The sequence below is a fragment of the Nostoc cf. commune SO-36 genome (assembly GCF_023734775.1).
Taxonomy (GTDB): domain Bacteria; phylum Cyanobacteriota; class Cyanobacteriia; order Cyanobacteriales; family Nostocaceae; genus Nostoc; species Nostoc commune_A.
In genome coordinates this window covers 859383-874280 of sequence record NZ_AP025732.1, presented here as the reverse complement: position 1 = coordinate 874280, position 14898 = coordinate 859383, and the positions used below count along the sequence as shown (strand labels likewise).

Genomic DNA, 14898 nt, shown 5'->3' with positions numbered 1-14898 from the left:
ACTAAAAGTGAATTAATAACTCCTAACTCCTAACTCCTGTACAGACGCGATTAATCGCGTCTCTAGCAAAATATCAAAACTAAAATCGTTTATGGCTGAAGAATTGAATTTTCAAGGCGATGGTAGCAATCGCCTCCCACCACAAAATATTGAGGCGGAAGAAGCGATTTTGGGGGGTATTTTGCTAGATCCAGAAGCGATTAGTCGAGTGAGCGATCGCCTCCTTCCCGAAGCTTTTTACATTAGCGCTCACAAAGATATTTATCAAGCAGCTGTAAGGCTCCACACTCAAGGTAAACCCACAGACTTACTCTCAGTCACAAGTTGGCTAACTGACCATGAGTTGCTAGTCCGCATTGGCGGCAGAAATAAATTAGCAACATTGGTAGACCGCACAGTGTCAGCAGTTAACATCGACGCCTTAGCAGGGTTGGTGATGGAAAAATACCTGCGGCGACAGTTAATTAAAGCTGGCAATGAAATTGTACATCTTGGTTACGAGACAGAAACCGAGTTACCAGTTGTTCTAGATCAAGCAGAACAGAAAGTATTCGGAGTTACTCAAGAGCGTCCCCAATCGGGTTTAGTCCACATTTCTGATACTTTAATTAATAATTTTCAAGATATTGAGGATCGAAATCAAGGCATCGCCTTACCTGGAATTCCCTGCGGATTTTATGATTTAGATGCGATGACTAGCGGCTTTCAGCGTTCTGATTTGATTATTGTCGCTGGCAGGCCATCAATGGGGAAAACCGCATTTTGCTTAAACCTTGCTCATAATATCGCCGCTTCTTATAAATTACCAGTTGCTTTTTTCAGCTTGGAAATGTCAAAAGAGCAACTGACACAACGTTTATTAGCTAGTGAAGCGCAAATTGAAAGTAGTTATTTGCGAACTGGGCGGCTGAGTCAAACACAGTGGGAACCTTTAAGCCGTGCTATTGGTATCCTCTCTGAAATGCCAATTTATATTGATGACACGCCAAATATTACAGTTACACAAATGCGTAGTCAGTCAAGAAGATTGCAAGCTGAAATTGGAACTGAATTAGGATTAATTGTCATAGATTACCTGCAATTGATGGAAGGAGCAGGTGATAATCGCGTACAAGAATTATCAAAAATTACGCGTCAACTTAAAGGTTTAGCGCGGGAATTATCTGTACCAGTTATTGCTTTATCTCAGTTGAGTCGAGGAGTGGAAGCACGCACTAATAAGCGTCCAATGTTATCTGATTTGAGAGAATCTGGTTGTTTAGCAGGCGATAGTTTGGTGACATTATCAGATAGCGGACTGCAAGTACCAATTAAGGAATTAGTAGGTAAATCTGGTTTTGCAGTTTGGGCATTGAACGAAGCTACAATGCAGCTAGAAAAGGCAATTGTTAGCAATGCTTTTTCGACTGGTATAAAGCCTCTGTTTACTTTAAAAACTCGATTGGGTCGGAAAATCCGTGCCACAGGTAATCACAAGTTTTTAACAATTAATAGCTGGAAGAGACTTGATGAATTAACTCCTAAAGAACATCTATGTTTACCAAGAAATCTCCCCAGTCCTGGTAAACAAACCATGACTTATGCCGAAGTTGCATTATTAGGGCATTTAATTGGCGATGGTTGTACATTGCCACGTCATGCCATACAGTACACTACCAGAGAGATAGATTTAGCTCAGAATGTTGCTTTCTTGGCAACAGAAGTTTTTGGAGATTCAATTGTTCCTAGAATTTCACCTGAACGTGGGTGGTATCAAGTTTACTTATCCGCAGCACAGAATCTAACTCATCGTGTGAGAAATCCAATAGCCAAATGGCTAGACTCTCTCGGTGTTTTTGGTTTAAGGTCTTACGAAAAATTTGTACCTCAAGAATTGTTCTCACAATCCCAAGAGTTAATAGCGTGCTTTATAAGACACCTTTGGAGTACAGATGGTTGTATCAACTTAATTGCAGGAAAAAAGCCAAGACCTATTGCATTTTATGCAAGCAGTAGTGAGAGACTAGCTTTTGATGTACAGACACTTTTATTAAGGCTTGGTATTAATGCAACATTAAGGACAGTTCCTCAAGTTGGCAAAGGTAGAAACCAATATCATGTAATAATCACTGGTAAGCCTAATCTGCAATTATTTATTGTTCATGTTGGAGCCGTAGGAGAATATAAGCTAGGTTTGCTCCAACAGATTTTTCAACACCTTGAAAACTCGATTCACAATCCTAATAGAGATATAATTCCGAAGGATGTTTGGAAAATAGATGTTGTACCCGCGATGCAAGCTATCGGCTTCACCACACGGATATTACAAACCTCTATTGGAGTTTCGTATTGTGGCTCTACTCTTTACAAAGTAAATTTAAGTCGAGAAAGAGCTTTAAAAGTTGGCAACATTGTTCAATCATCTAAACTGGTTACTCTTGCCAAAAGTGATGTTTATTGGGATGAAATAGTTTCAATTGAATATAGTGGCGAGGAAGAAGTATTTGACCTCACCGTTCCTGGTTTGCATAATTTTGTTGCAAATAATATTATTGTTCACAATTCCATTGAACAAGACGCCGATTTAGTAATAATGTTATACCGCGATGAATACTACTCTCCCGATACTCCCGATCGCGGCATTGCAGAAGTAATTATAGCTAAACATCGCAACGGCCCTACAGGGACTGCGAAACTTTTGTTTAATCCACAATTTACAAAGTTTCAAAATTTAAAAATTTAGCCGTTGAATTGGGGACTGGGGATTGGGTACTGGGAAAAGCCAATGCCCCATGCCCCATGCCCAATGCCCCAATCTTTATTTAACTCCCAGCAATTCCACTTCAAAAATTAGAGTTGCATTGGGTGGAATTACGCCACCAGCACCACGAGCGCCATAGCCTAACTCAGAGGGGATGATTAACTGACGAAGACCGCCTACTTTCATGGTGCTAAGTCCTTCATCCCAACCTTTGATTACCTGTCCAGCGCCAATTTTAAAGCTGAAGGGTTGACCGCGATCGCGTGAACTATCAAACTGAGTACCATTTTCTAAAGTGCCGACATAGTGAACTTCAACCGTTTGTCCCGGTTTAGGAGTCGCCCCAGTCCCCTCTTTTAACTCCACATACTTTAATCCAGAGGGAGTGGTTACGGCATTAGCATCAGACATAGTATTACTCGCAATTAAGATATTGTTTTCAGTTACAGTTGTGGACGCTGGCGGCGTTTGGGTTAACTCGGCAGCAATGGCAGTATTCTGTTTACTGCCTACTTGCCCCACAACCAAAAGCACAACACACATCAGCATGAACGCCACGCTGAGGAAAATTGGTTTCAAAATCAGTTCTCCTTACTTAGGTATCCTGGCAAAAAAATTACCAACAGGACACATTTAGTTTAAATCAGAAAGGGCATTCTAACGCCAAAGCTTATTTTCTAAATCGCGCAATTGCCGCTCTAAACGGTCAATTCTACCCCTCAGTTCGTCCACTTCTGACTGGCGAGCCACCCCCAAATCCTGCATCATATTTCGCATTTGCCGTTGCATTTGCACATCGAAGTTTCCCTGCTCCGACTTTAACTGCTGGGCAATATCATCTATTACTGCCTTGGCTTGCTCAGGATTGAGCTTACCGTCTTTGACTAAATCATCGCTGACTTGCCGCAGTTTTTCTGCGACTATAGACGTTGTGCCAAGACCCACCATCATTAGCTGTTGTAACCAGTTGTTACTGTTGTCCATATTCCCTTCCTCTTACTTGTTAACCAGCCGGCTCTTGCTGCTGAGTGTAGGCAATCAAGCTTCTTAAAACGTAGTTCTTCTAGCCTACAGCTCTATTTTGGCAAATTGGCAAGCACAAGGATAAGGATCAAAGGTCGTGATTATACAACTCTTCAAGTTTAAGATTGCCCAAATTTACTTAATTTGCGATGTTAGAGGCAATTCCCTATAAATTATAAAGCTCACACTCACCCCTGACGGTGAATGTGAGTAGTTTATGGAAGATTTTATCTAGAAGGAGGTACAAATTTAGAAAATAGCGATCGCTGAATATCTGAGATTGATCGTTAAAGGAGAAGTTAATTTTGTGTACGCCATTTCTGAAAAGCGATCTCGTAATCCTCTGATTTACTTTGATAAACACTCCACCAATGAAAAAATATCCCTAACCCCCATCCTAATACTGGGAAAATAGCCCAAAAATAACTAGGGCTAGTGATTAAATTTAAAAGAATCAGGAATAAATTCACTGCTAGGAAAGAAACAAAGTTTGACCAAAAGGCTCTGCGCCGGAAAGTATTAAATCTGTGTCGGGAACGTTCCTCTTCTTGTTGAAGCAACCACTTTTGTTCAGTTGTTTCCAAAATATTAGAAGAAATGCCTAACTCAGATGCCATTTCTAAAAGCTGTTCTCGTGAAAATTCACCTTTGCCTTTACGAGCAAGTGCTTTTTGCAGAATTTGTTCTATATCTTCTGAATCGTAAGTCATTTTAACTACCTTATAAGTTTGTGTGTAAATGCGCCTTTGATTTCACGAAATTATCGATCTGCTTCGTTCAATTCAATTAGCAAATGCATCCACATTTTGCACCCAATACTTAGTGATATTCACAACACTATTATTTTCTCACAATTGATTTAGGACTACTGTATTTGTCAATACCTCTATAATTGCTTTGATGAGAGCGATCGCTCTTATCTTTTGAATTACCAAAAATATTAAATTTAATGGAAGATTTAAGATATCAAAAGGGGTATACGCTACTTAGTAGTCGAGCAAGTTAACGAAAGTCAAGTTACCTTGACAGACTACTAGAAAGTCGGTCAAGTTTAATTTGATAGGTTCGTAGTTTATACTTTAGCGCTAAAGCATAAACTACGAACAATCCACACCCCTCAATTATTTCTTGACAGACTAATCGATGGGAATGCGTCAACAGAGGACTCAATCAATGGGATATGTAATTGCTACTGCAAATATGAAAGGTGGTGTTGGTAAAACCACTCTCACCGTCAACTTAGCTACCTGTCTAGCTAAAAATCATGGCAAGCGGGTGCTTGTCCTTGATTTAGACAGCCAAATTAGCGCCACACTCAGTTTGATGTCGCCTTTAGATTTTGCCAAACGTCGTAAACAAAGTAAGACATTTAGGTATCTAATAGACGAAGTTATTAATCCAGTTCCCCAAGCAAAACTCACAATTCAGGATATTATTCAATCCCAGGTTTGTAATCTTCCCGGGCTAGATTTATTACCAGGAGATATTGATTTGTATGATGAATTTGTTGTTTCAGAAATGCTGCATCAACAAGCAACTGCTTTGGGTGAGCAAGACTTTGAAACGATTTGGAATCGCTTTGAAAGAGTTTTAATAAATAACATCTTAAAACCAGTACGTCAAGAATATGACTTTATCCTTCTCGATTGTGCCCCTGGCTATAATTTATTGACTCGTAGCGCTTTAGCTGCCAGCGATTTCTACATCCTTCCTGCTAAACCAGAACCCTTATCGGTAGTGGGTATTCAACTGCTAGAAAGACGGATTGCCCAATTAAAAGATAGTCATGGACATGAAACCAAGATAGATATAAAAATGCTGGGAATTGTATTTAGTATGTCCAGTGCTAACCTTCTCACTGGGAGATACTATAAACAAGTAATGCATCGCGTTGTTGAAGATTTTGGCGTAGAAAAAATTTGTAAGGTGCAAATACCAGTTGATGTCAACGTTGCTAAGGCTGTTGATAGTTTTATGCCAGCTGTTTTAAATGCTCCTCAATCAGCAGGTTCAAAAGCTTTCTTTCAGTTAACTCAAGAATTGTTGCAAAAGCTATAGCTCTACTTAATCATTCATGATTGATCCGATTTCCGACCTATTTAATAAGTCGGAAATCTGAAAATAGCGTATTTTTATCAAGGTCTGAATAAAAATAATTTATACTACTAGTTATGATAGTCAAGCTACGTGCAAAAACCTCAAATCTCAAATTTAAAATTCTTTATTCAAGAAAAAATCTTTAGGCATTAGTTAGTCTAAAATCTAAAATTCAGTAACGACTAAGTTAATCTTTTCTAAAGTTCAGCAGTAATACTGAGGCTATAAACAGCGAGATTCAGCTATTGAGTGAAAAGGTCAGTAAATCTCACTAAGAAACAATGGTTAGTAACGATTCTGCACGAGCAGAGAACAATCAGCACTTGCTAATGCGCTTACCGCAGACTCTGAGTTATCTCGAAACCTGGGGCTTTGGGCTAACGGGTCATGTTGGATGGATTGGTACTGCCCCCATCATTCATGCAGCGTTAGGGCCTAAAGCGATTTTAGTTTGGTTTTTTGGTACGATTATTTCCTTTTTACTTAACTTGCAAGTACAAAGTCTAGGTAGACATTGGTCAAATGTCGCAGGAGGTACACCAAACTACACCACAAGGTTGTTAAAGAACTTTCCTGGCTTAGGCCGTTACGTAGCTTTAGGATACTTTTTTAGCTGGGCAGCAGCACCAGCTCTGTATGCGATTATTCTCACCAACCTAATTAAAGTCAATATTGAAACATTAGGTATTTCTTGTCCAGAAACTTTCTTAAAAGTTTTATTTACAGCGATTCCTTTTATTTTAGCGTTCAGTGGCACTCGTGCTTTAGCGCTCCTGCATTTATTTTTTGTCTTCCCAGCGATTTTATTAATGTTATTGTTTTGTGTTCAAGGCGTATTATGGTTAGCCTTTTCATCTGCTAGTTTTCAATTTTTTCCAACTAGCACACATAGCCTAAGTTTTCAAGATTGGGCAAAGTGGTTTTTTCTAGCTAGCTATTCAATTTATGCTTGTGAAACCACTTCTTCTTTTGTTGCTGATAGTCGTCACCCGTATAAAACTTTAAAGTTCTTAACTGTAGCTGCTTGGTTAATTCCTCTAGTGTTTTTAGGTGGTTCTTGGGTATTAATGTGTTCGGCTCCAAATCCCGCAATAGGTGACGATACGTTCTTAAATTTGGTAGCGGCTTCTAAGCCTTTTTGGGGTAAATCTGCCCCATTTCTAGTAACACTTCTAATCACTATATCTTGCCTTCTAAGTTCTGCTACGGCAGTTTCCAACTCGCCTCGGATGTTATACCAGCTTGCTTTAGACAGACAAATTTCTCCCATATTTGCATTAGTTTCTCGTCAAGGTGTTCTTGGCCCTGCTATTTTAGTTACCTTTTTACTCAGTTTGCTTTGTCTCAATTTGGGAAATGTATCTCAACTTGTCACAGTAGCAGGCACTTGTTATCTCATGTCCATTATGGGACTACATCTGGGATTATGGCTATGTCGGGGCAAACCATACGTGTTATGGCCTTGGTGTTCACTTGGTTTCTTTTTGGTAGAAGCAGTAGTTCTTATAGTAGGGGGTTTAGCTTGGAATTGGAGAGATTTCTTAGTGGGATTATTATTACCTATTATTCTCATGAGCGCAGATGTAGCATTACGTCGTTTAAGATTTGCGCCATTACAACCGAACTGGTGGACACAGCGTTATTATAATACTAACTATAGTAGAAATAACCCTGATTTCGTAGTATTACAAGTGATTGTTTTAGTATCATTAATTTGTACTACTGCCACAATCAGTTGGGTGATCCGCGATTTTTTAGATAGACATTCTGCTAATCCTCAAAACTCTTTGCTGGCTATTCTGTTAGTGACACTTTCTTTTACAGGGGTAGCGATCGCTTGCTGGACTACTTTACCACAGATTATTGCTATTGATGAAGCACGCAAACAAGCAAGGAACTTATTTATTACTACTCTCGATACCGTTCCAGATACTGTTTTAGTCTTAGATGAAAATGGGACAATTTCTCAGACAAATGCTGCTGCTGAAGAATTATTTCAAACAAGTGTTCAGGAGTTGCTTGGGCAAAACTTGAGTCAAATTCTAATATGCTATCGCGGCAAACCGGAGCAATGGTCTATTAGAAGTGAGCAAAGCTTAAAAGTTAAGCAAGGTTTACGAATTGTGGAATCGACGATTTCACAGCCATTTAATTCCCAGCTACGCGAGTATATTGTTATTGTCCGTGACATTACTAAGCGGAAGCTAGCAGAGGAAGAATTAGGCCAGTACCGTTATCAACTTGAGCAGTTGGTGCTAGAACGCACTATTGAACTTATTAGAGTTAATCAACAACTTCAACAAGATATTATCAAGCGTCAAGAAGCACAAGAACAATTACTGCATAATAGTCTTCATGATGGGCTAACTGGATTACCGAATCAAAGATTATTTATGGAGCGAGTACAGCAGGCAATAGAACATACTAAACAGCAAAATAATTATTTATTTGCCGTAGTTTTCTTAGACTTAGACCGCTTTAAAGTTGTTAATGACAGCCTTGGACATTTATTGGGAAATCAACTTTTGATTGCAATTTCTCATCGGCTAAAGTCAATTTTGCGAACCGGAGACATAGTTGCCCGTTTTGGCGGAGACGAGTTCACAATTTTAATTGAGGAAATTGAGGATATCAACACCGCCATACAGGTAGCCGAGCGAATTAAAAAGGTTTTAGCTTCGCCATTTCAATTAAATGAGCATCGGGTGTTTACTAATGTTAGTATTGGCATCGCTTTAAGCAAACCAGATTATGAGCAAGCAGCGCAGATTCTACGCGATGCGGATGTGGCAATGTATTGTGCCAAAGCTCTCGGTAAGGCACGTTATGAAGTTTTTGATTCAAAGATGCACGAGGGTGCAGCTTTGCTCTTGGAGCTAGAAACTGCTTTACGTCATGCGTTGCTCAAACAAGAAGAATTTCGCCTTGATTACCAGCCAATTATTTCACTGACAACTGGCAAAATTATTGGATTTGAGGCACTGATACGCTGGTATCATCCAGAACGAGGGCTTATTTCCCCTCAAGATTTTATTCCTCTGGCGGAGGAAACTGGAATGATTGTTAGTATCGGGCAATGGGTGCTTTATGAAGCCTGTCAGCAAATGCACACATGGCATCAAAAATTTCCTACCTCACGCCCTTTGACAATTAGCGTAAATTTTTCTGGCAAACAAATCACGCAACCTGATGTGTTTCAAGAAGTTAAACATATTTTGCAGCAAACTGGACTGGAGCCAAGCTGTTTGAAGTTGGAGATTACTGAAACCTTGTTGATGGATAATTTTGAATTAGCTACAACTGTGCTTTCCCAGTTAACAGCGCTGAATGTTGAGTTGCACATGGATGATTTTGGTACTGGTTATTCGTCGTTGAGTTATCTGCACCGCCTACCAATTAAAACCATTAAGATTGATCGCTCTTTTGTCACCAGTATAGGTAGCCGGGGAGAAAATTTAGAAATTATTCGGGCAATCGTGACATTGGCTCATAATTTAAATATGTCTGTAACAGCAGAAGGCATAGAAACTGTAGAGCAATTAGCACAATTGAAGGCTCTACAATGTGATTATGGCCAAGGGTATTTTTTCTTACCACCTATGGGAGGTGCAGAAGTGGAAATACTACTTGCTGCTAACTTGTGCGGGAAAAACTTTTTAAAGAGATAAAATCTTGGGAGCAAATTTTGTTTTGAGAAACAGCTTGCAAGATTGGGCAATTAATTTCGCTTGAACGTTTACATTAGTGTAATACTGGCTGTAGCTGGAAATTCTCTACATTATTAACTAACCCTTCTTCTAATAAAAGTTCGTTAACAAAAGTATCGATTTTATCGCGGTCGATATTTTGCATGACTATAATGTGTACCCAATTTTCGAAAGTTGCTAACTGCCATTTTTTAATCAACTTTTGAGAAGGTTTTTGCAAGACTACGGTATTGGAGAACTTATTGAGCATACATGGATATTCTCTGATTTTAAGTTTTTGGAAAAGGTATTGAGCATTATCAATACAGGTATTTGCTTCTCTAGCTAATCCATCAAAACCTCTTGTTTGCATTGCATACCAGAGAATCAGAGGTGTGTGACCGTTTCTCGATCCTAGAATTGTTGTGTCTGATGAACCAATATATTCAATTTCTGTTTCAACTTTTTCTACCCATTTTTTCTTAGTTAAAACTACACCGCAAGGCAGGGGAGAACCAATGAATTTAGCAGAAATAGCTACACTATCTATGGGTTTTTGAAAGTTAATTTGCGGAGCGCCATCTAGAAAGGGCAATATTAATCCTGAAAGCGCGGCATCACAATGAATGTAATAATCTTTAATCTGATTGCGCTCTAAAATTTCTAGAACCTTGTCTAAATCGTCAATTGCACCTTTGACAGTAGTCCCAATATTTAAATTTATGATCGCTGGATAATTCCGATTTTCGCTAATGATTTGTTCAAAATGTTCATAATTCATCTCTCCATTAATTTGTGAATTAACAACATTATGTTGGATGCGAAATAATTTTGCTGCTTTGGGTATTGAGTAATGAGAGTCTTGTGATGAGTAAAGAATGCCATTAGGGTAAATTTCTCTTCCTAAGAAGATTCCATATAAATTACCTTCAGTCCCGCCAGCAGTAACATAACCCCAAAACTGATCTTCTGGAATTTTATAGAGTTCAGCAAAAAAAGCTAATACTTCTTGCTCAAATTTACGAGAATGCAGACCAAAATCTGGCTCAATATAAGGATCTCCAGCATTATTTAATAGATGATTGAAGAATTTAGCTATCAAACTATAATCACAGCTTAAATTATATGGATAGCCTGCATGAAACTGCGATCGCTGTTCTATTTGCACCAAAAAATCAGCCAATTCCTTAGCAACTTTATTTGACATATCTCTGAATCCTTTAAATTTTGAGTTAATGGATGTTTTAAACTAAATTTTACGTATTAATCCATACCTTTAGATTTTCTTAATAATGCTGTGACTTGCCTCTATAGTTGAAGAGGATACAGTGACAATACTTAGGAAGCTTCAGTAAAAACACCCATCTTTTTTACTCACAAATATATTACCCTTAGACTTACGCACTAGAGGAAATAACCATAATGTGTATTACGCAAAATATTTATTTCAGGCGCTGACTGCAACGTGAATTCTACGGATGATGTGGTTTCTATCTAATTAGTTGAATGAAAAGACCACTAAGAAGTTTTACTAGACAAAAAATTCCCTCTCCGACTCGGAGAGAGAAAAACTTGAACTTTAATTGAAGATGGGAGAGGTTTGTTGAACTGATGTATATTTACTAGAACTCTCCAGCTAAGGCTGCAACGCATCGTTCGCAAATTAGGGGATGTTCTGCTGATTCTCCTACATGAGTAGAATAGTTCCAACAGCGATCGCATTTTTCACCATCTGCTTTCACTACCGCAATTCCCCAATCTTCCGTCTGCGCTGTATATTCTAAGCCTTGCAACCCTTCAGCAGAATCTAATAATTCCACTTGGGAAGTCAGCAATAGATATCGCAGTTCGTCAATCCCGTTACCCTTAACAGGATTAAAGGCTTTGATAGCATCGCCTAATTGTTTGTGAGGGATATGAATCAAAGCTTTTGCTTCCAGGGAAGAACCAATCATTTTTTCAATCCTGGCTTGTTCTAACACCTTGTTAACATCAGTGCGGAGTTGTCGCAGCGCTGACCAAAATTCCGCTAACTCTGGATTACGCCATTTTTCTTCAACCTGCACCCAACCGGCTTCAAACACTGATTTGTAAGGTGTTTTGTAGGGGAGATATTGCCAAATGTCTTCGGCAGTGTGGGCTAACACTGGTGCGATCGCTCGTGCTAAATTATCTAAAGCTATTTTCAGCACCGTTTGACAACTGCGACGGCGGAAAGCATCTTTTGCACTGATGTACAGCCTATCTTTGGCAACATCTAAATAAAAGTTGGATAAATCCACCACGCAGAAATTCTGCACAGTTTGGAAAAAGCGGAAGAATTGGAAACTCTCAAAGGCTGCGGTTACTTCCTCAAATACCTCGGTGATGCGGTGCAGCATATAACGGTCAAGTTCGGGCAATTCCTCGAAGGGAACTGTATCTTTTTCTGGGTCAAAATCATCCAAGCTACCCAGCAAAAACCGCGCTGTATTGCGGATTTTGCCTCTGACATCGTTCATCTGCTTGATGATGTTTTTGCCAATGCGGACATCGCCAGAATAGTCTACCGATGATACCCACAACCTTAAGACATCTGCACCGTAAGCCGGTTCTACTTTTTGATTTTTCCCGCCTTCAATGATTGTATTTGGGTCAACCACATTTCCTTCTGACTTACTCATCTTCCGGCCCTGTTCGTCCAAAGCGAAGCCGTGAGTTAGCACAGTTTTGTAAGGCGCAATGTCATTCACTGCTACACTGGTGAGCAAGCTTGACTGGAACCAACCGCGATGTTGGTCGGAACCTTCCAAATATATATCAGCCGGGTAGCGTAACTCTGGACGCTGTTGGACGACAGCCGCCCAAGATGAGCCAGAATCAAACCATACATCCATTGTGTCTGTACCTCTGCGGTAAGACTTGCCATTATTACGATAAGATTCCGGTAATAATTCCTCAACCGATAATTCCCACCAAGCATCAGAACCTTTTTTCTTGATAATTGCTTGAGCGTGGTTGATAATTTCCTCATTCAGTAGTGGTTCCCCGGTGGCTTCATCGTAGAAAACGGGAATGGGTACACCCCAAGCGCGTTGACGGGAGATACACCAATCGGAACGTTCCGCAACCATTGGCGTGATGCGATTTTCACCTTGGGCTGGAATCCATTTTACCGTGGCGATCGCCTTTAATGCTTCTTCTCTAAATCCTTCCACAGAAGCAAACCATTGTTCAGTCGCACGGAAAATTGTCGGTTTCTTAGTCCGCCAATCATAAGGATACTTGTGCGGATATGCTTCTTCTTTCAACAAGGAACCAGCAGCATTTAAGGCATCAATCACCGCTTGATTACCATCACCCAGCACATTCAACCCCGCAAATTCTCCCGCCTCTTGGGTAAAATTGCCGTTGTCATCCACTGGTGCAAGGATAGGTAAACCGTAACGCTGACCAACGATGTAGTCTTCTTGACCATGACCGGGTGCAGTATGTACTAATCCAGTACCCGACTCAGTTGTAATGTAATCACCGCCAACAACAATCGGACTTTCCCGGTCAAATAGAGGATGAAGGTAAGTAGTATTTTCTAAGTCATTCCCCTTAAAGGTGGCTTTGACAGTTAACTCAACTCCCAAGGTTGAAGATAAACGTTCGACTAAATCAGCAGCAACGATGAGATAACGGAACCTCACCCCCTCAGTCCCCCTCTCCGTTAACAGAGAGGGGGAAGCTACTTCTTCACTCCCCCTCCCTGCTTGCGGGGAGGGGGTTGGGGGGTGGGGTTCCACTTCCACCACTGCATAATTCAAATCTGCATTTACCGCCACCGCCAAATTCCCTGGAATTGTCCAAGGTGTAGTTGTCCAGATAGCCACACCCAAATCTGACTGATATTGGGCTAACAGAGGTTTAACAGCTTCCGCCAAACTTGTGATTGCAAAAGCTGCATAGATACTGCGGGAAACGTGACCTTCTGGATATTCCAACTCAGCTTCAGCTAAAGCGGTTTTAGAACTTGGACTCCAGTGAACAGGCTTCAAACCGCGATAGATATATCCTTTTAAGAACATCTGACCAAATACGCCAATTTGAGCCGCTTCATAAGTCGGCTTCAGAGTTAGATAAGGGTTATCCCAATCACCCCAAATACCGTAGCGTTTAAAATTTTGGCGCTGGTTATCTACCGTAGCTAGGGCAAATTCTTCCGCTTTCTGCCGCAGTTGTAAAGGCGTTAAGTTTTGCCGTTCTGCTGACTTCATGTTCTGCAAAACTTTTAACTCAATTGGTAAACCGTGACAATCCCAACCAGGAACGTAGCGAACCTTACGCCCTTGTAACATTTGGTAGCGATTAATAATATCTTTGAGAATTTTATTTAAGGCATGACCAATATGGAGTGAGCCATTAGCGTAGGGAGGCCCATCGTGCAGTATAAATAATTCGCCGGGGTTATTTTCAAAGAGGCGATCGTAAATTTTATTTTCTTCCCAGAATTTTTGGATTTCCGGCTCACGCTTGATGGCGTTTGCCCGCATATCAAAGTTAGTCTTGGGTAGGTTTACAGTATCTTTGTAACTTCCTGATTCGGTCACAGTCTCATGCCTAAAATTAGGTGTGCAGGTTTTACTAATTATAGAAGATGGCAGGAAAACCAAAATTCGCTTTTTGAGAGCGAGTTTGATAAACCTCAGATGGATTAAACGTAGGTTGGGTTTCGTTACGTCAACCCAACTTACATTTAATGCACAAATTTAAGCTTGACACGACACTAGATTTATGCAGCAAGTGGATTATTGCAGCAAAGAAGTTGTGCCGTTACCGTTAATTGACGCATTCGCAATTGCAGCTTGAGTAGGTTGAGTAGCAAGAACCGCTACAAGTGGAGCAACTTTTGAGCTAGATTTTTTATTTCTTTTTCCATTAGAGCCGCCAGCCTTGGAATACTCTATACTGTTTCTGCCGTAGACAGTTGCAACTCCACTTAGCATTCGTTCAGACATTTCCGAGAGGGCTTTATCCATCTGGATTATTGTTTTACGCGATTCTTCAAGATTGGATACAAGCGTGTTATGAGCTTCTAGCGTCGAACGGGTAGTGTTGATGAGGTGGTTGTAGGCTTCGATAGTTAATCCATGTCCTAAATCCAGATTTTCATCAACGGATTTAAGCAAGGCGAGACGGAGTTGGGCTTTGTCAACAGCAGCAGAACCACGAGTTCTTAAAGACATGAGATATCCTTTTTTTTAAGAATTCCTTTTTCAACATAGTGGAGTATCCTTTTGCCTGAGATGGGTAGTTTTGTGGATTTATTTCATTAAAAGTTCAACGAAATAATTACGAGTTTATCTGTATTCTTACTCATTTTTATAT

Annotated in this window: 9 protein-coding genes; 3 read left to right on the top strand and 6 right to left on the bottom strand. The window is 40.1% G+C overall.

The genetic code is table 11. The features are described from left to right. The first annotated feature begins 91 nt into the window (after positions 1-91). Complete coding sequence (locus ANSO36C_RS03915; RefSeq protein WP_251958476.1) at positions 92-2722, top strand: replicative DNA helicase; 2631 nt, start codon at positions 92-94, stop codon at positions 2720-2722. A 75-nt stretch (positions 2723-2797) separates the two neighbouring features. On the opposite strand, the gene ANSO36C_RS03910 is transcribed toward ANSO36C_RS03915, so the two are convergent. The 3 genes from ANSO36C_RS03910 to ANSO36C_RS03900 form a co-directional block, all read right to left on the bottom strand. Continuing rightward, positions 2798-3319: an FKBP-type peptidyl-prolyl cis-trans isomerase gene (locus tag ANSO36C_RS03910; RefSeq protein ID WP_251958475.1), complete on the bottom strand. Its 522-nt coding sequence runs from the start codon at positions 3317-3319 to the stop codon at positions 2798-2800. A gap of 78 nt (positions 3320-3397) precedes the next feature. Then, positions 3398-3724, bottom strand: a complete 327-nt coding sequence (locus ANSO36C_RS03905) for a phasin family protein (protein ID WP_251958474.1) — start codon at positions 3722-3724, stop codon at positions 3398-3400. A 338-nt stretch (positions 3725-4062) separates the two neighbouring features. After that, entirely contained in the window at positions 4063-4473 is a 411-nt protein-coding gene (locus ANSO36C_RS03900; RefSeq protein ID WP_251958473.1) for a 2TM domain-containing protein, read from the bottom strand. Between the two features lie 463 nt (positions 4474-4936). Between ANSO36C_RS03900 and ANSO36C_RS03895 the strand changes: the two genes are divergently transcribed. After that, complete coding sequence (locus ANSO36C_RS03895) at positions 4937-5821, top strand: ParA family protein (RefSeq protein ID WP_251960240.1); 885 nt, start codon at positions 4937-4939, stop codon at positions 5819-5821. Between the two features lie 320 nt (positions 5822-6141). Further along, positions 6142-9528, top strand: a complete 3387-nt coding sequence (locus ANSO36C_RS03890; RefSeq protein WP_251958472.1) for an amino acid permease — start codon at positions 6142-6144, stop codon at positions 9526-9528. A gap of 73 nt (positions 9529-9601) precedes the next feature. Here the strand turns inward: ANSO36C_RS03890 and ANSO36C_RS03885 are convergent, their stop codons facing one another. The 3 genes from ANSO36C_RS03885 to ANSO36C_RS03875 form a co-directional block, all read right to left on the bottom strand. After that, positions 9602-10753 carry a histidine decarboxylase gene (locus ANSO36C_RS03885; protein ID WP_251958471.1) on the bottom strand — a complete coding sequence of 384 codons (1152 nt, stop codon included), beginning with the start codon at positions 10751-10753 and terminating at the stop codon, positions 9602-9604. A gap of 415 nt (positions 10754-11168) precedes the next feature. Then, on the bottom strand, positions 11169-14120 hold the full coding sequence (gene ileS / locus ANSO36C_RS03880) for an isoleucine--tRNA ligase (protein ID WP_251958470.1): 2952 nt from the start codon (positions 14118-14120) through the stop codon (positions 11169-11171). A 198-nt stretch (positions 14121-14318) separates the two neighbouring features. Next, positions 14319-14756: a hypothetical protein gene (locus ANSO36C_RS03875; RefSeq protein ID WP_069073504.1), complete on the bottom strand. Its 438-nt coding sequence runs from the start codon at positions 14754-14756 to the stop codon at positions 14319-14321. Between the last annotated feature and the right edge of the window lie 142 nt (positions 14757-14898).

Bases quoted from the DNA above. Each gene is read 5' to 3' on its own strand.
- ANSO36C_RS03915 (WP_251958476.1), top strand. From the start codon at position 92: ATGGCTGAAGAATTGAATTTTCAAGGCGATGGTAGCAATCGCCTCCCA.
- ANSO36C_RS03905 (WP_251958474.1), bottom strand. From the start codon at position 3,724: ATGGACAACAGTAACAACTGGTTACAACAGCTAATGATGGTGGGTCTT.
- ANSO36C_RS03900 (WP_251958473.1), bottom strand. From the start codon at position 4,473: ATGACTTACGATTCAGAAGATATAGAACAAATTCTGCAAAAAGCACTT.
- ANSO36C_RS03895 (WP_251960240.1), top strand. From the start codon at position 4,937: ATGGGATATGTAATTGCTACTGCAAATATGAAAGGTGGTGTTGGTAAA.
- ANSO36C_RS03890 (WP_251958472.1), top strand. From the start codon at position 6,142: ATGGTTAGTAACGATTCTGCACGAGCAGAGAACAATCAGCACTTGCTA.
- ANSO36C_RS03885 (WP_251958471.1), bottom strand. From the start codon at position 10,753: ATGTCAAATAAAGTTGCTAAGGAATTGGCTGATTTTTTGGTGCAAATA.
- ANSO36C_RS03875 (WP_069073504.1), bottom strand. From the start codon at position 14,756: ATGTCTTTAAGAACTCGTGGTTCTGCTGCTGTTGACAAAGCCCAACTC.